Source organism: Pedobacter sp. Leaf176 (genome assembly GCF_001424305.1).
GTDB lineage: Bacteria > Bacteroidota > Bacteroidia > Sphingobacteriales > Sphingobacteriaceae > Pedobacter.
This window is the reverse complement of sequence record NZ_LMPD01000001.1, coordinates 439,707-457,594: the sequence shown is the minus strand read 5'-3', so window position 1 is coordinate 457,594 and position 17,888 is coordinate 439,707. Positions and strand designations below refer to the sequence as shown.

Annotated in this window: 16 protein-coding genes; 1 reads left to right on the top strand and 15 read right to left on the bottom strand. The window is 38.1% G+C overall.

Annotated features, from left to right (window positions below; translation table 11 throughout):
* Positions 1-16 precede the first annotated feature (16 nt).
* The 13 genes from ASF92_RS02050 to ASF92_RS01990 form a co-directional block, all read right to left on the bottom strand.
* Positions 17-844: a DUF5672 family protein gene (locus ASF92_RS02050; RefSeq protein WP_056087091.1), complete on the bottom strand. Its 828-nt coding sequence runs from the start codon at positions 842-844 to the stop codon at positions 17-19.
* On the bottom strand, positions 841-2,289 hold the full coding sequence (locus tag ASF92_RS02045) for a flippase (protein WP_056087088.1): 1,449 nt from the start codon (positions 2,287-2,289) through the stop codon (positions 841-843). The genes ASF92_RS02050 and ASF92_RS02045 overlap by 4 nt, the downstream gene beginning before the upstream one ends.
* 5 nt (positions 2,290-2,294) lie before the next feature.
* Positions 2,295-3,359: a hypothetical protein gene (locus tag ASF92_RS02040; protein WP_056087086.1), complete on the bottom strand. Its 1,065-nt coding sequence runs from the start codon at positions 3,357-3,359 to the stop codon at positions 2,295-2,297.
* A 5-nt stretch (positions 3,360-3,364) separates the two neighbouring features.
* Positions 3,365-5,899 carry an SLBB domain-containing protein gene (locus ASF92_RS02035; protein ID WP_056087083.1) on the bottom strand — a complete coding sequence of 845 codons (2,535 nt, stop codon included), beginning with the start codon at positions 5,897-5,899 and terminating at the stop codon, positions 3,365-3,367.
* Positions 5,900-6,081: 182 nt separating this feature from the next.
* Positions 6,082-6,831, bottom strand: coding sequence for a tyrosine-protein phosphatase (locus ASF92_RS02030; protein WP_056087080.1), 750 nt, complete (start codon positions 6,829-6,831; stop codon positions 6,082-6,084).
* A gap of 238 nt (positions 6,832-7,069) precedes the next feature.
* Positions 7,070-8,221: a GDP-mannose 4,6-dehydratase gene (gene gmd / locus ASF92_RS02025; protein ID WP_056087077.1), complete on the bottom strand. Its 1,152-nt coding sequence runs from the start codon at positions 8,219-8,221 to the stop codon at positions 7,070-7,072.
* Between the two features lie 87 nt (positions 8,222-8,308).
* Complete coding sequence (locus tag ASF92_RS02020; protein ID WP_056087073.1) at positions 8,309-9,577, bottom strand: nucleotide sugar dehydrogenase; 1,269 nt, start codon at positions 9,575-9,577, stop codon at positions 8,309-8,311.
* A gap of 67 nt (positions 9,578-9,644) precedes the next feature.
* The gene (locus ASF92_RS02015; RefSeq protein WP_056087068.1) at positions 9,645-10,280 is read right to left on the bottom strand and encodes a DUF6266 family protein; all 636 of its coding nucleotides are present in this window, start codon (positions 10,278-10,280) and stop codon (positions 9,645-9,647) included.
* A gap of 636 nt (positions 10,281-10,916) precedes the next feature.
* Complete coding sequence (gene rfbA, locus ASF92_RS02010) at positions 10,917-11,777, bottom strand: glucose-1-phosphate thymidylyltransferase RfbA (protein ID WP_056087066.1); 861 nt, start codon at positions 11,775-11,777, stop codon at positions 10,917-10,919.
* Positions 11,778-11,922: 145 nt separating this feature from the next.
* Positions 11,923-12,780: a dTDP-4-dehydrorhamnose reductase gene (rfbD, locus tag ASF92_RS02005; RefSeq protein WP_056087062.1), complete on the bottom strand. Its 858-nt coding sequence runs from the start codon at positions 12,778-12,780 to the stop codon at positions 11,923-11,925.
* A 1-nt stretch (position 12,781) separates the two neighbouring features.
* Complete coding sequence (gene rfbC / locus ASF92_RS02000) at positions 12,782-13,324, bottom strand: dTDP-4-dehydrorhamnose 3,5-epimerase (protein WP_056087060.1); 543 nt, start codon at positions 13,322-13,324, stop codon at positions 12,782-12,784.
* A complete protein-coding gene (gene rfbB, locus ASF92_RS01995) occupies positions 13,324-14,376 on the bottom strand; it encodes a dTDP-glucose 4,6-dehydratase (protein ID WP_056087057.1) in 1,053 nt (350 codons plus the stop codon). Before rfbB ends, rfbC begins: the two co-directional genes overlap by 1 nt.
* A 214-nt stretch (positions 14,377-14,590) precedes the next feature.
* On the bottom strand, positions 14,591-15,661 hold the full coding sequence (locus tag ASF92_RS01990) for a hypothetical protein (RefSeq protein ID WP_157263680.1): 1,071 nt from the start codon (positions 15,659-15,661) through the stop codon (positions 14,591-14,593).
* 174 nt (positions 15,662-15,835) lie between these two features.
* On the opposite strand from ASF92_RS01990, the gene ASF92_RS01985 reads away from it, so the two are divergent.
* On the top strand, positions 15,836-16,483 hold the full coding sequence (locus tag ASF92_RS01985) for an XRE family transcriptional regulator (protein ID WP_056087052.1): 648 nt from the start codon (positions 15,836-15,838) through the stop codon (positions 16,481-16,483).
* Positions 16,484-16,544: 61 nt separating this feature from the next.
* Here the strand turns inward: ASF92_RS01985 and ASF92_RS01980 are convergent, their stop codons facing one another.
* On the bottom strand, positions 16,545-17,108 hold the full coding sequence (locus ASF92_RS01980; protein WP_056089084.1) for a DUF3109 family protein: 564 nt from the start codon (positions 17,106-17,108) through the stop codon (positions 16,545-16,547).
* Between the two features lie 2 nt (positions 17,109-17,110).
* Entirely contained in the window at positions 17,111-17,884 is a 774-nt protein-coding gene (locus tag ASF92_RS01975; protein WP_056087049.1) for a DUF3108 domain-containing protein, read from the bottom strand.
* Between the last annotated feature and the right edge of the window lie 4 nt (positions 17,885-17,888).

Here is a 17,888-nt window from a genome sequence, read left to right as displayed (position 1 = left end):
CAAATTTTTATAAAATTTAGTTAACCTTAATGTTGTAACCGAATTTATTTATATGCGAAGTCCAGAATTCAAGATTGTATTTCCACCACGCGTGACATCCGAATGGTAGTTCGTTCTGATTCATTTTAAACAGGACATCTGGATTAACCTCAAAACTGAATTTCATAGCCTCAGTCGGACTTGGGACTTTAAAATCCGGAAAATTATCGGGAATTACCTCAGCCCAGAACAAGTCTTCGTTAATAATAGGTTGAAAAGGGTAACCGGAATAAATATAGATTAGCTGATGTTTTATATACCGGTAAAAGTTAATGTAAAATGGACGATTAGCATCTTCAAACGTTCGGGTGAACTTTAATTTCCTGAACTGTGTTACAATTTTATAGCAATTACGGATGTTTCGCAAACAGAAACCCCCGTTCCCCTGCCCGATTATAGAACTATCCGGTTTCGCAGAAATAAGTCCTTCAAATAGCGGAGCGCCGATGGTATCGTTTCCCTGGCTACACCAATAATTAAGCTCATCTTTAAATACAAAAGCATCGAGTTGATAAATCAGCATAAACTCGTATTCCCAAAAAGACTTATAAAATCCAGGGAATTTCAACAACCGGTTATAAGCCATAATATCATCAAAAAAGGCATCATCAAAGACTTTGTACCGGGCTTTGCCATCTCTAATATATTCAAGACTTTGAATAGGTGCTTCCAGACGTTTCGGAATCACAAAATATATTGGATGACTGCCTAATATCCGGAAACATTGTTGCATTGATATCTGCTCATAATCGCTGATATTTATTCGATACATTGGTATTATAATACATGCTTTCTTATCCATCATATCTTCTGCAGAAATTTTAGCGGGCCGAAACCAGACAATATATCCAACACATTTCTATTTTTCCAGATGAATAGTTGTGCTACAATATAAAAGGTTCCGGAAAGTATAAATGTATATAAAATAACCAGAACCGGTATTAATGTTAGCTTTAAAACCAGATACTTAAATATAAAAAACGCGGCGCAGGTCAGCGTCGATTGAATGACCTGCAAAACCGGAAACTTAAAGTTTAAAAGTTTAAATGCGTAAAAGAATAAGGCGACAGTAACGCAAAGCTCGGTTATAAGCGAACTTATTGCGGCTCCATCCTGTTTCAAATATGGAATTAAAATGAAATTTAAGCTTAGGCTAACAACTACACCGAAAAGAGATGCATACAGGATCTTTCTTTCCTGATGAAGAGGAAGCAAAATCTGGTGGCTAAAAATTTGCGCAATACCGACAAAGATTACAATGAAACACAATATCTGCAATGAACTAACGGCAGGCAAATAACTTTTCCCAGCAAACAGCAAAATGATCTCGTCTGATAAACAATAGGTTCCCAGTGCAATCGGCACACTCAAAAAAATGACAAAGTTCATCGATTTTGCTAGTAAAGATTTAGCCTCGGATAAGTTTTCATTTTGAAAAGCAATTGTTAAGCGCGGTAACAAAACTGCAGAAAGCACGCCAATGATAGCTAATGACAATTTACTGATCCTCATAGCTGCTGAGTAATATCCAACATTTACATCTTTGGTTAGAAAACCTAAAATAATCGAATCGAAAACCAAATAGATTGTTGTTACAACACTGTTTGAAAATATAATAAATAAAGGTTTCAAATGTTTTTTTAAGGAAAGCTGCTTAAATGAGATCTTTACGATTTTGTTTACGGCGTACATATTTGTAACAGCAGCTAAAATTGTCGCAAGCAGATTTAAAGCATAATAAGTATTTCTATCTTCAATAGTATGAACCAGTAAAAACAGCAAAGCAACGGTTAGCATTCTGAGAAACACAGTTCGTAGCGCGATATATTTAAACTTCTCTATTCCCTGAAAAAACCATTCAGCGATAAAAACATTGCCCATAAGAACAGCCATACCGATTTGATATAGCGCAAAGTTTGTTCTCAGTCTATGCGTGAAGTAACTAATTACAAATAAGATAACTACCGAAATAACTGACGTTAAAAAATGAATAAAAATTAATTCTGAAAATACCTTTCCCAGCGCTTCAGGATTGTTTTTCACCTTAGCGACTTCCCTTATGCCATACAAAGGAATTCCCAGGGCAGAAAAAATTAAAAAGTAAGTGGTAAAATTATCTGCAAAACTTACAGCGCCCATAGCCTGCGGACCTAAAACCCTCGAGGCATATGGAAAAGTAACCAGTGGAAAAAGGATTTGGGAAATCGACAATAAGGTATTAAATGCGATATTCCTTTTTAAAACCGACATAGGCTTTAGCTAACGATAGACTTAAAACCTCTTCGGGTGAGTAAAAATCCGGCCATTAAAAACACGAAAACAAAACCACCAATTACCATTCCTTTAGTTTTAGTCGTAACCACTTTTTGCAAAGGTAATATCGGAGCATCTATCATTTGTATCAATGGCATTTCCTTCCGTTGAGATACCTTAGACATTTCTAAATTTTTAACCAGTTCAGTTAAAATTGCGGTATTTGCTTGTGCATCTACCTGCCTTCGCTGAGATGGAACGCGCAATATTTGTCTTGCCGGATTTGGATTTGGATTAACATCAGTAAGTGCTGCAACGCCTGATAAAGCCCCATTCAATTCTCTTTTCACTGAATCCGTTTGATGTTGCAAAATGGAAACGTTCTGAGTCGATTTTTTTGTCTTTGTATTCACATAAAACTCGTTAACGTTTTTCACGATCTGGTCGTTAAATGCTTTGGAAAACAGCTCATCTTTTGAGGTAACCTGCACTTTAATAATGCTTAGCTTTTTGTCTGGCTTGCTTACAACCAGGTTGCTCTTTCCTATTTCCTTAACAACCTCTCCCAGCACGCTATCCTGAGCACGCAAAAGTTTAGGATCGTCTGTGGGCTTAAAATTCAGGCTTTTTAAAACCGGGTGTGCTGACCAATTGGGCCTTAAATTATTAAAATCAACATATCTGTCTATCAGTAATTGCTTTTTGCCGTCGAAAACTTTTTCGGTAAGTAATGCTTCCTGAATCATTTTCCTTGATTTGTAAAGCTCAATCAGGTTGTCACCCTGGAAAATGCCACTATTTCCTCCCCCGCCGATGTCTACGCCTATCATTGATGCGAGTCCGGCATATTGGCCTAAAGCGCCACCCCCATTTGCATCTTCTAACGCAAATGTACTCACCGCCACGTAAGCTGGCTTTTTATAACTTGAATATAAATAACCTAAAGCAATACCACAAATACAGGCTAAAACCAGCAATATCCATTTAGATAGTAAATATTTATACCAATCGTGTATTTTAAGTACAAGCTCTCTTACGGTAATCTCACGGCTATTATTTTCGGACATATTATTTATCGTAATAAAGAAACAATAATTGCAGCAATTGATGCGACTGCTGTAGAAATCCCAACCAGGCCTGCAATTCCTATTTTCTCCCGGTCGGCGCGCTTAGGCACGAAAATCTCAGAGCCCGGTTTAATCTGCGGAAAATTGTTAAAAAACAAGAACTTCCTGTTTGCCGCTACTGAACCATTTGAATAAACCACGTAGGCTCCCTTTTTGTAGGCATTATAACTGAAGCCGCCTGAACCACTGATATAGCCTTGAAAACTTTTGCCTTTAGTATAAACAATACTGTTTGGTTTCAAAACTTCGCCTGTTACCCTAACGGTTTGTAATTCTTTAGGAACACGGATAACATCGCCATCCTCAACAATTAAATCAAATCTTGATAATGGTTTATCCATGATTCTCTTTAAATCTATCCCTACCAAATCGCTTCTTAAAATTTGCAAATCTTTATCAAGACTTGTCGTATCTCTGGCGCCCGATTGCTTTAATCGCTGAAGGTTTAACAATTTTTCCCTTTCTTCTCTTTGCATCTCTATGGCATCGATATTTCTGGAATCAAGTCCACCTTTTCTTCTTAAAGATGCCCCTTCCACATAAGCAAGCGGGCTTAATCCTCCGGCCCGTTTAATTACATCAGAAACTCTTTCATCTTTCTTTGTAATTGTATAAACCCCGGGATATAGAACTTCGCCTTCTAATTTTATCTGGCGTTGAACATGATAACTCTCCGAATTACGAATAGATACGATGTCAAAGGGCTTCAAAGTAAATCCCTGATCCTGTATCTTTAAATCAGGATCTACATTTACCGTAAAAACCTCTGCCGTTTGCGCCGACGCTGAAGTTGCATCACTATTTTTAATCCGCCTCGAAATTTCAATACGGTTTGGTGTAGCGCCCTCTTTAAAACCTCCAGATAGTTGTATCAACGACTCCAAATTCATATTATCTGCATAAGCGAATGTGCCCGGTTGTCTTACCTCGCCTTGTATTGTTACTTTATATTCTTCACGCAAATCAAAAATAGAATTGATGGTTACCTTATCCTCTCTTTGTAACCTGATGTCATTTACTGAACCATCTAAAAGTTTTGCGACATCAAACGAAAGCAAACTTTGGCTGTTATCTGCATTTAGCCTGGAGATATAAGCACGATTTAAAAAGGCATCTTCTTTAACCCCATCAGCCTTTTTGATTAAAGACTTTAACGTTAAGCCATTTTCGAGTTCGTATTGGCCTGGACGGAAAACCGCGCCAATAATTTCAACTCGATTCTCAAACCTGTCTAAAATTGTCTCGACAAGATAAGTATCTCCGTTTTTAGGTTTATATGCGCTAAATTCAGATTCTGAAACATCAATAATCTTTCTTTCCCTGCTGGTATTTTGAAGCACTTTAATTTGTGCTGTATAGGCTTTATTTGAGAAACCACCTGCAAAACGTATTGCATCGGCCAGGGTTTCACCAGGTAACATTTCATAAGAGGCCGGTCTTTTGACCTCACCAGACATTTCTACCCTCGTATCATAAACTGGCACATTAATTACGTCCTGATCCTGAAGCCTGATATTACCCCGTTGGATGCCATTTATCAGTAAATCATAAACATCAATTTTTGAGATAACTTTATTGTTTCTGATAACCTGAATATTTCTGAAGGAACCATTAATGTTTGGTCCGCCAGATTGGTAAAGCACATTAAAAACCGGAGATAAAGATGAAACAGTATAAGTTCCCGATTTCACAGCCTCGCCGGTTACGGTAACCTGTATACTTCGGATATTACCCAGATTTACAGCAACGCTTGTTCTACCACTTTTTATCCCTGGATATGTACCTGCCAGCCTGGTGCGTATTTTAGAAATAGCCTGTTCAATTGTTAGTCCGCCCACTGCCACTAAGCCCGCATACTGAATTCGAATTGTACCATCCGGGCTAACTTTAAGTTTATAATTAGCTTCATTGTCGCCTGTTATATCAATTAATAGCTCGTCATCAGGGCCAATAACATAGTTTTTAGGTGTAGCCATTCTTAGGTTTGGTTCGAAGGTTTGGTTTACATTAAAAAATAAATCAGAGCCAAAAATTTTTGTACTGCCGCCACCAAAAGATTCCTTTAGTTTTTGTCTTTCCTGGTTTAGAAGTGAATTACCATCCTGGTTGGATACTTTCTTTAGACTATCCAATAATGTTTTTTGAGTAGAAGTACGACTTCTATTCATATCTGAGGCCGTTTTCGAATTACCATCTGTGCCACTGGTTGCACTACTTACGCCATCGGCCTTTCTAATTTTTTCTACCCTGGTTCTTAATTTCTCAATCTCAGTAGCAGGCATGCCTTGCGCTGCTGCCAGCTGTTCTAACTGTGCATCAGTATAACCAATCGATTCTGCACGTTGCATTAACTCTCTTATTTTTGCATCCGATAGTTCATCTACTTTTACATCTGCATAATTGGTTTGAGAAAATGATTGCTGAGAAATGATTATTGCACAGAAAAACAACAATGCGGTGAGTAATTTTTTAAAATTCATGTTTAGGTAGGTTATGAATTATTTGATCTGAATAACAAATTATCAAATCAAAAATTTCATTTCATTATATGCTCCAAATTATTGTTCGTAAAAGTACAAAATTATTTCATTTGATATGAAAAGGCATATCAAGCAGTAGAAATTAAACCTAAATTTAAGATAGACAACAAAAACGAAGGGTTTTAAATTGAGATGTTAAGACTTTGACTAAAAAGTTCTTTGTTCTTAAACTCGTAATTACCTATTATGTCGTACAGCCTTCCAGATTGAACGGATTCGGTTAAAGTGCTAAGGTGCTTATCGTGATGAAGATCGGTACCAGCCACATCGTATAATTTTTCTGCAAGCAATACTTCGGCAAGATGCTTAACATCTTTCCCATAATAGCCCAAAACGGAAAGTAAATTTAACTGAAGTAAGCACCCTTTTTCTTTAAATCTCTTTAACCTGCTTTTATCTTTGAAATAAAAAGTATATCGCTCGGGATGAGCCAGAACAGGCTGAAAACCCTTTATCTCTAAATCGAAAATAGTCTGGCTGATACTTGGACTCTCTGTTAAATAAGACATCTCAATTAATAAATGTTTATCGCTTAATGAGCAAAGTGGAGCAGAAATATCGAAATCCTGGTTAACCATATACTCGGCACCTGCATCTAATTTTAAAGAAACACTGTTTTTTTTCATCTCAGCAAGCAGCAAGTCTTTTGCTGTCCCGATAGTTTCTTTATCATTTGGATAAAGTTCTTTATAAATATGAGGAGTACAGATAATCCGGTCAAAGCCCAATTCTTCAAATGCTTTAACGAATCGTAAAGAAGTTTGAACATCAGGAGAACCATCATCAATACCTGGCAATATGTGTGAATGCATATCTATTCCCAACCAGGAGATATCTGTAACTTTCTTTTTCTTGTTAAAAAAACTCAACATATGATTAAAGGATTTATCGTGGGGGCGATAACTTAATAGTAAACTATATAAAATTATTTAAACATCAATAACAAATATCGTTCAATTTGCTGTTTAAAACTATTTTTATAAGTTGAGATGTATGCGTTATTTAAAAAGAACTAATTATATGCCTAAAATACTCCAATTGATTCATTTTACAAAACAAAAACAAAAAATAGAATCATAAAAAATAAGCAACAAAAATGATTTTTATTTCCTACTCAAAATAATTAAGGGTATTAAAGCCACTTTTACTTAAATATTCATCTTTTTTCATTAGCACCAAATCAGATTGCACCATATCTTTAACTAATGCTGGTAAATCATACTTTGGCACCCAACCCAACTGAGTTTTCGATTTAGTTGGATCACCTAGAAGCAAATCAACTTCGGTAGGCCTAAAATATTTCGGATCCACCCTTATAACAGTTAACCCCGGCTTAAGCGCGTCAAGGTTCAGGCCAAGACTTATTGCCCTTTCTTCATCAACATCGATGATAACGCCCTTTTCGTTCTCATCTTTACCAGAAAACTCAACTTCTATACCCAATTCCGCAAAACTCATTCTTACAAAGTCTCTAACCGTTGTGGTAACACCTGTTGCGATTACAAAATCCTCTGCCTTTTCTTGCTGAAGAATTAACCACATCGCCTCGATATAATCCTTGGCATGTCCCCAATCTCGTTGAGCAGATAAATTACCCAGATACAAACATCCCTGAAGTCCTAAAGCAATTTTAGCAGTGGCTCTTGTAATTTTTCTCGTTACAAAAGTTTCGCCTCTTAAAGGGCTTTCATGGTTGAATAGAATACCGTTGCAAGCAAACATATCATATGCCTCACGGTAATTTTTGGTAATCCAGAAGCCATATATTTTAGCTACCCCATATGGTGAACGTGGGTAAAAAGGAGAGTTTTCATCATAGAAACCCTTTTCGTTTTTATTTTCAGGCATTCCGCCATATAACTCGGAAGTGGAAGCCTGATAAATTCTGGTTTTTTTATCCAATCCTAAAATTCGTACAGCTTCTAAAATTCGTAATGTACCTATTCCGTCTACATTTGCTACATATTCAGGAGAATCAAAGGACACCATCACGTGGCTCATTGCGCCCAAATTGTAAATTTCATCGGGCTGGGTTTCCTGAATAATTCTGATTAAGTTGGTTGAGTCTGTTAAATCGCCGTAATGTAATTTAAAATGAACATTATTTTCATGCTGGTCCTGGTATAAGTGATCGATTCGATCGGTATTAAAAAGCGAGCTCCTTCTTTTGATACCGTGAACAAAGTACCCTTTTTTTAGTAAAAATTCTGCCAAATAGGCACCATCTTGTCCCGTTACACCGGTAATAAGAGCAACTTTCATAAGTTATTCATAGATTTTAAGCCTGCAAACATACTGAATAATTTTTGCGTAATAAAATGATTCTCTTTACACGCCACCTGTATTTTCCTATAATCTCGCATCAACTACCCTACGATCGACAAAAGATTTTGTATCGAATATTATAGCGCCATTTGATTTAAACGCAGAAAAATCTAATTCAAGAAATGTTTGATGTGCCACAGCTAAAATCACAGCATCATAATCCTTTGAAGGAACGTTATCTAATAACGGGATATTGTATTCCGCTTGTACAACTAACGAATCTGCCCATGGGTCATAAACATCAACCGCTATGGAAAATGATTTAAGTTCCTTGTAAATGTCGATTACGCGGGTATTTCTTACATCGGGGCAGTTCTCTTTAAACGCAAATCCCAATATCAATACTTTCGCGTTCTTTATGGTTTTATCTTGCGCTACCATCATTTTAATCACCTTATTAGCAACGAACATCCCCATATTATCATTCACCCGCCGGCCGGATAGTATCACTTCAGGTTTATAGCCCAAAGCTTCCGATTTATGAGCCAGGTAGTAAGGATCCACGCCGATGCAATGCCCGCCAACCAGACCTGGTTTGAATTTCAGGAAATTCCATTTGGTTCCTGCTGCTTCAAGTACATCGGTTGTATCGAGGTTCATTTTATCAAATATCAAAGCCAGTTCATTTACGAAAGAGATGTTAACATCGCGTTGCGCATTTTCGATGGCTTTTGAGGCCTCTGCAACCCGGATGCTCGGTGCTAAATGTGTACCAGCGGTAATGATGCTGGCATAGAGCGCGTTAATTTCGCTGGCAATTTCGGGTGTTGAGCCCGATGTGACCTTTTTAATTTTAGTGAGCGTATTGATCTTATCGCCTGGATTAATCCTTTCGGGTGAATAACCGCAGAAGAAATCCAGGTTAAATTTCAACCCCGAAACTTTTTCCAGCACAGGAACGCAATCTTCTTCCGTACAGCCCGGGTAAACCGTCGACTCGTAAATCACGATATCACCGGCTTTCAGCACAGTGCCCAACATTTCAGAGGCATTAAGGAGTGGCTGCAAATCAGGCCTTTTCAAATGATCGATTGGCGTCGGAACGGTTACGATAAATATATTGCATGACCGGATATCCTCCAGGTTTTCGGTCAATATAAGTCCATTCGCTTTTGCTAATTGCAATCCGGATAAATCGGCTTCTTTTGTGCCATCTAAACCTGCATTTAATTCTGTAACCCTTTTGGCATCGGTATCAAATCCGGTTACCTGGTATTTTTTAGCAAATTCTATAGCTAAGGGCAAGCCCACGTAACCTAATCCTATTATTGCAATGTGTTTTTTCCTATCCATGAATTTAAAGTGCAGCGGGTAAAGATAAAAAAATCACCCGAATAGGATGCGTACAGGAATATGAAGATTAGAAAACACAGGTACCCAAGTATTGGCTGGTCGAAATCGCCATACGATCGTCAGACACAAAGGAAATCCAGGTGTGGTAAGCCTGGCCGGTGGGATCTCCCATCTCTAAAACCTCAATACCGCTTTTTCTTCTTGCCCCGCTGTACATACACACCATTTGGTTGCGCTCTGCCTGGTAAGCCATGAGCATTACCTGGTCGTCTGCTAACATGGGATTTGCCGGTTTGGAAATTGCCCAGCTGAACACCAAGCCGTTTTCTACCGTTTTTACAAGTGGTGCTTCTGCTCCAGGCAGCTTGCCTTTGGTTAGCAATATGTTGGCATAGTCGAGCTCACCGTGCTCTGTAAAGGCATGTATTAAGTTATAGGATTTTGCCGCATTGTGTGCAGAGAGGTTTTGGAGTTTAGCTTCGAGATTAAAACCAATCCTAACGTAAGGCAGCATGACGGATAAAAATTGCTGCATTACCGCGAATTTTGCCCGACTGCGTTTTTGTTCGGCACTGCCGATTTTATTTTGTTTACTTTTTTTGGGCAACCCCCTTACTACCCACTTGCCATTGAGCCGGTAGCCTATAACGCTGCCCACCTTCCCGGTAAAGCCTCCGTTAATTCCTTCATTTAATATAGCCATAATTTTTAAGATTAAATTATGAGATGATTAGTACCAAGCTAAACAAAGTTTTACTAATAAACAAGGGGTCAACCACTTATCATTCGAATTTTGGGCAGGGTTGCGTCACGCCCAATTGTCACAAGTCCGACCGAACCCTGACCCAACCCTGTCGAAAGTGTGGCGCAACAGTTATGTTGATTTTGAAAAACCTGATGCGCTCAGATACCTGCTATTTGTAAAGAAGACGTTGGATTTTTACTTATAGTTAAGGCTGCAGGAGAGGCTACATTTTTGATTTGCAATATTGGTAATCCCATAATAAAAAAAAGGCTGTCTACAAAGATTTACGCTGGTCCACTAATCAAACTATATTTTGATACGTCGTCATTTCGATGGCAGTGGAGAACACGAAGTCTCTGCGAAGCAAAATCTTTTAAACTTAACACTTGATAGAGTTATGTATAAAGGTCTCTCCATTCCGCTATGCTCCGTCGAGATGACGACTTTTTGATCGCTCCATCCGATAGCTCGGGTAATTGAGAATCCTAATGCTATCACAGAATGCTTTAAGATTTCAACATGCGCAAGAATGACGGGCATGAAATAAAATTCTTGCCTTAAAGTTAGATTTTAATTTGACACAGCCTTGTTAAACTATTTAATCTGCTTCAGTAAATAACTCCCGTATCCGCTTTTTACGAGTGGGGTTGCGATTGCCCTTAGCTGTTCTGCATCAATAAAGCCCATTCGATAAGCGATCTCCTCAATACAGCCAATCTTTAAGCCCTGGCGTTCTTCGATAATTTGTACGAATTGTCCGGCCTGCATCAACGAAGTAAAAGTTCCGGTATCCAGCCAGGCTGTTCCGCGACTTAAAACGCCAACTTTTAAAGTCCCTCTCTCTAAATAAACTTTGTTTATATCGGTAATTTCATACTCTCCTCTTGGAGATGGTTTAATATTTTTAGCAATCTCTACAACTTCATTATCATAGAAATACAATCCCGGTACGGCATAATCCGATTTAGGATTTTCTGGTTTTTCCTCGATAGAAATTGCGTTTTTAGTGGCATCAAATTCGACAACCCCATAACGTTCCGGATCGGCAACCTGGTAAGCAAATACCACTCCACCCTCAGGATCAGAGCTGGCCTGTAACAGTTTAGCCATACCATCGCCGTGAAAGATGTTGTCGCCTAAAACTAATGCAACCTTATCTTTTCCAATAAATTCTTCGCCAATTACAAAAGCCTGCGCCAGGCCATTTGGTTCTGCCTGAACGGCATAGCTGAATTTACAGCCCAAAGAACTTCCATCACCTAGTAATTTCTCGAAATTTGGTAAGTCGTGAGGTGTGGAAATGATCAAAATCTCTTTAATACCCGCAAGCATTAATGTAGACAATGGATAATATATCATCGGTTTATCGTAAACCGGCATCATTTGTTTGCTGCAAGCTAAAGTTAAAGGGTGTAAGCGTGTTCCGCTTCCGCCGGCTAGGATTATACCTTTCATTCTCTTTTGTTTAAATGGTTAATTGTAGAATTGGTTAAATTGATAACCTTAATCAACATTAACCCGTTAATATATTTATTACTATATAAAATATTTCTGCCTTAAAAACCAGTTTAAAAACTTACCAGTCTACAAGATTGAGCAATTAACCTTTCAATTTATCTATACACTCTACCAGGCTGTCTCTCCAGTATGGAATGTTTAATTGAAAAGTTTCCTTAATTTTAGTTTTATCCATTACAGAAAAAGGTGGCCTTTTTGCTTTTGTAGGATATTTGGAACCCGGTATTGGATTTGCCTTAACCTGCGTTCCGCTTATGTCGAATATTGCTTTGGCGAAATCAAACCATGAAGTAACACCCTCATTACTGTAATGGTAGATACCATAACTCGTGCTTCTTGAAGCAATGATATCGAAAATTGAATTCGCCAAATCGATGGCGTAGGTAGGTGTGCCTACCTGATCGGCTATAATGTTCAGTTCATCACGCTCAGCGCCTAGCTTAAGCATGGTTTTAACGAAATTATTTGCATATTCTGAGTACAGCCAGCTGGTACGAATAATGAAGTGTTCATCGAGGTTTGACTCAACCGCCTTTTCCCCACCTAATTTGGTAACCCCGTATATGTTTATTGGTTCTGCAACATCTTCTTCCTTCAAAAGCTTCACTTCGTTTCCTTCAAAAACAAAGTCAGTAGAAACGTGGATTAAAGTTGCGTTATTGGCTTTGCAAGCCGTAGCCAGGTAACCTGCACCAGTTTCATTAATGGCTGTTGATAACTCTACTTCGTCCTCTGCTTTATCAACGGCTGTGTAAGCCGCACAATTAATTACGAAGTCGGGTTTTTCATTTTGAAGCAATGTATTTAATCCTTCAGCATTAAGGATATTCGCTTCCTTTTCTGCCGGAAAAATTACATCACTGACACCCCTTCTTTCAGCAACCGTTTTAAGGCATTGCCCAAGTTGCCCGCCGGCACCAATAACCAGTATTTTACTCATATTATTTTAGAGAAGAAAAATTATTCAGAAGTAAATCTTTATCAGATACAGCGGCTTTATCCGCAGGAATCATCCAGTCGATTGCCAAATCTTTATCATTATAAATCACACCCAGTTCTGAGGCCTTATTATAAAAATTATCGCATTTATAAAAAAATTCGGCTGTTTCACTTAAAACTGAAAAACCATGAAGAAATCCCCTTGGAACATAAAGTTGCAGGTGATTTTCGGCACTTAATTTTACGGATATGTGTTTTCCGTAAGTTGGCGAGCCAGGACGGGCATCAACTGCGACATCCAGAACCTCTCCTTTTAATACACGAACCAGTTTTGCCTGCGCGAATTCTCCGGATTGGGCATGCAAACCCCTTATTACACCGTATGAAGAGAATGATTGATTGTCCTGGACAAAATTTCCTGATAAACCTGTTTTTTCTTCAAAGGTTTTTTTATTAAAACTTTCGAAGAAATAGCCTCTTGGATCTTCAAAAACCCTTGGTTTAATAATTAAACAATCCTTTAAGCCAGTTTCCTGAATTTCCATTATTTATTACTGTATTGTTTATCGTAGTAGGATTGATAGTTACCTGATGTCACGTTGTTTAACCAGTCTTCATTTTGAAGGTACCAATCTACTGTTTTGGCTAAGCCTTCTTCAAATTGTAAACTCGGCACCCAGTCTAATTGATTTTGCAGTTTACTTGAGTCGATTGCATAACGCAAATCATGACCGGCTCTGTCGGTGACATAAGTAATCAGTTTTGCCGACTCCCCTTTTTCTCGGCCTAATTTCTCATCCATGATGTTGCACAAGAGGTTAATCAGGTCGATATTTTTCCACTCGTTGTGCCCACCAATGTTATAGGTATCGCCGGTTTTTGAATTATGGAAAATTACATCGATTGCCCTCGCATGGTCTTCAACCCACAGCCAGTCGCGCACATTTTCACCTTTACCATAAACAGGAACAGGCTTATTATTTTTAATGTTATTAATAGCAAGTGGAATCAATTTTTCCGGAAAGTGATGGGATCCGTAATTGTTGGAGCAATTAGAAATGACACAATCCATGCCGTAGGTATCATGGTAAGCCCTTACGAAATGGTCAGAGCTGGCCTTCGATGCAGAATAAGGACTATGGGGGTCATAAGCGGTCGTTTCTGTAAACATACCTTCTTCGCCCAAAGCACCGTAAACTTCATCGGTACTTACATGATAGAAACGTTTTTTATCGTAATCGCCTTTCCAGTATTCGCGGGCAGCATTTAATAAATTAACTGTTCCAATTACATTTGTGATTACAAAAGCAGTAGGGTCGCTGATTGATCGGTCTACGTGGCTTTCTGCTGCAAGGTGAATAACAGCGTCAAAGTTTTCCGCTTTAAACAACTCAAACATTGCTGTTGCATTTGTAATATCTTCTTTTACAAACTTGTAATTAGGTTTGTTCTCGATATCAGTTAAATTAGCCAGGTTACCTGCATAGGTCAATTTATCAAGATTAACAATTTCGTATTGAGGATAGTTATTTACAAAACGGCGTACTACATGAGAGCCAATGAAGCCGGCACCACCGGTAATCAGGATTTTTTTCACTTTTACTTATTAAGGATAAATAATTTTCAATCGGCTAAAATAAGACAGTTCTAGTTAAAAACCAATGTTTTATTTATGAAACACTAACATATTGAAGCACATTAACTTCACCAGCTACACTGGAAGCAATTTTAGCTTTAAAAAATGGCATTAAACTTTTGCAGTTACTTATCGATTTCGAGCTTTACAAAATCCGTATTTCAAGACATTGCGTTTAACCGGCGACTAAAAGAAAAAGCAATTCTAAAAATTTTTCCAGTTCCTGGTACAAATTAATTACGTAATCGGCCTCCATCGTGGCAATGCTATTGTTTTTATTGAACGCACAATAAATCCATTCCTGTAAGCCATACCTGATTTCGGCAATGCGTTTTCGGCTTAACATTTCTTTCAGATAAAATATTGGATTAGCAATCTCAGCTTCCGACAGCAAATAAACCTCATAACTGCCGGGGATTCCATTACCTTCATCAATCTTTTCCTTTTTTACCTCATTTACCCAATCTTTAAATGTTTTAGCGGTTGAAGAATAAACCGTTTTGCTTATGTATTCATATCGATTCGTAACAATTAAATAACCGGCATGGAGCAATTGAATCAGCTGATTATGGAAATAGATCAGATTGCCGTGGTTATCCACTTCCATACCTTCCGTAATTGCCGTTTTAAACCAAGACCTCAGCTCATATTTATAATAGCCGAGGCTTGCGCCATTAAAAAACGATTCTATTTCAAGGTATGGATCCTGTTGGTGTTCGGATGCCAGCAACAAAGGGCAGGTATCTTCAAATCTCCCAATAAGCGCCTGGGATTGGTTAACTGCTGTATTTTCTAAAAAATTGTTATAGATAAGCCAGCTTAATTCGATTAACTTCCGCAGCTGATGGTACAGCGGAAAAAAGATGTTTCCATTGTTAACTATTCTATCATGCTTAAGAAATTGAGCCAACCATCCGTACAGCACATTTTTATAGACATGCAAAGTATCCTCCCGCAGAAATTCGAGTGCCAATATTGGATTGGCCAATTCCTCCTCATTTAGGTGTTTAAAATGATAAGTAAAATGAGGTTTGGTATTTTCAATAAAATTTGCATTAAAAGCGGCAAAAGATGGAGCACCATTAACGTCATGTTTGAATTGGAAGCATTGATCGAGAAGTTCTGCATAAAGCTGGTAAATGATAAATACATCTGCCTGAATCCTTTTTTTTATGAAATGCTGGGGATTCGTAATCGCCCATATTAATTCATCAAGCAGCACCAGGTGATGCTCTGTTGTTCGCATTTCAAAAAACTTTTTGTAAAAAACGAAGGGTGATTCTTGCGGAATGTTTATACCATCATTAGTCATAAATATTTACATTAATTAACATTTTATTATCTTGCCTATTCATTACACGAATATACTAATAAAATTAGCAATACGAATATAAATTAGTTTAACTTATTAACATTTTTAATGACTGAGATTGAAAGGTTGAAAATTATTATGGAACGGCTGAATTTTAAGACACAAAAAAATTTTGCCGCCGGCCTTAACATCCAGGAAGGCTCACTATCTGATATTTTGCGTGGCCGTATTGGCATATCAAATGCAGTTAGAGACCGTTTATTTTTAAAATTTAATGTTAACCTGGAATGGCTGGAAAAAGGCACGGGCGAACCCATTTTAAAAAAGGGGCCCGTTGTTTCTGAAACGAAAGCAGGCGTACCCTATTTTGACATCAGTATTTCGGATATGGACACCTTGCTGCTGGAGGAGGAGAAAGCAGATTATTTCGTGAACTACAAGCCATTTAATGATTGTACTGCTTACCTGCCGGTATATGGAGATAGCATGTACCCAAAATATGCTTCAGGCGAAATTATAGCAGTGAGGGAAGTTACCAACCTTGAAGTTCTGCAGTGGGGCGAAGCTTATGTCGTAATGGCCAATGAAAAATCCAACCACCTTCGCAGCATAAAACTCGTTTTTGAACACAGCAATAAAGACAAACTTATTTTAAGGTCTTCTAATCCTAACTTTAAAGGTGACACCATTATAGATAAAGCGAGCATTATCGGGTTATATATAATCAAAGGAAAAATTACCAGGAACTTAATTTAATCGATCCATACGAAATAATGCTTTTACTGTAACCCAGGCTAAAAACCGGTATTACTAAACGTTATATTGCTGCAACTGAAGCTTCAAGTTCATTATACCAGTCTGCACCATATTTGCGGATAAGCGGTCCTTTAAGAAAGCTATAAACAGGAACTTTCAGCTCGCGCCCAAATGTACATGCATCGTGGCAAATGTGCCACCTATCATAATTCAGGACTTCAAACTCAGGGTACTTTGTGATTCGAATAGGATATAGATGACAGGAAATGGGCTTCTGCCAATCTACCAGACCTTGCTCATAGGCTTTTTCGATGGCACACTTCGTTATCCCATTTTCAAAAAGTACATAGGCGCATTCCTTGTTTTTATCCACGCAAGGCGTCGTTAAATCACCGTCCTCATCCACAACATATACGCCTTGCTCTTCAATTGCTTTTATCCCTTTTTCATTCAGAAGGTGCTTTATTTTAGGATAGATCTCTTCCAAAACTGCCTTCTCCTCATTATCAAGCGGCGCACCGGAATCGCCTTCCACACAACAAATGCCTTTGCACTTGCTCAGGTTGCAAACAAAGTTTTCTTTTAAAACGTCTTCGTGCACGAGCACCTGTTCAACTTCTATCATCATTATTCTTTTGCTAAAGCATATTTTAAACCCTGCGCAGATTTTAATTCCATCGTAACGGCGCCTACAAGTATCTCTACCTGCGCCTTTACCGGAACACGATTCCCATCGTCGGTAACCCAAAGATACAAACGGCTATCCTTTTTAAATATTCTACCAGGTTTAATGGATGGACTAAATTTCAAACAGCGGATATTTCCCAGTTTGTTTTTAACCGTTTCCTTACCAACATATTCAATTTCCAAAGCCGAAATCTCATCGCCGAGGAAATAATTCAATTTAAACTTATCCCCAATTTTAAGTTTCGAAATATCCAGACTCCTTGCAAAATAATAGGCAGAAACTAAATCAAAAGTTTGCGTTGTTGGTGTTGTAAAAGTACCTCTGTTTGAAACAACCTTTTTCGCATCTTGTGTAAAACGGGCTTTGTCTTGTCGCTTATAGCTACCTTCCCTGATATTTTCCTGATAGAAATAAGGCAGTAAATCCGTTTTGTCGATATAAGAATCATAATGATCCCTGATTTTATAAAAAACATCAAAGGTACCCGATGTTTGCGCATCCACAGTCAGCTTCCAGGTTGGCTTGTTATCGAATTTCAAATCTGAGTTCTGAACTTTTATGGTGGCCTCTGCCGCAGTGATAAAGCCGTACCTGAGTTTATAGTTCAAAACTTCTCCCTCCTGAAAAACAGCCGCTTTTTTCAAAGGCAATTCCTGTGCAGAGGTGAGGAATGCATATGTGATACAGGTCAAAAAGACGAATAAACTTTTCATTTGC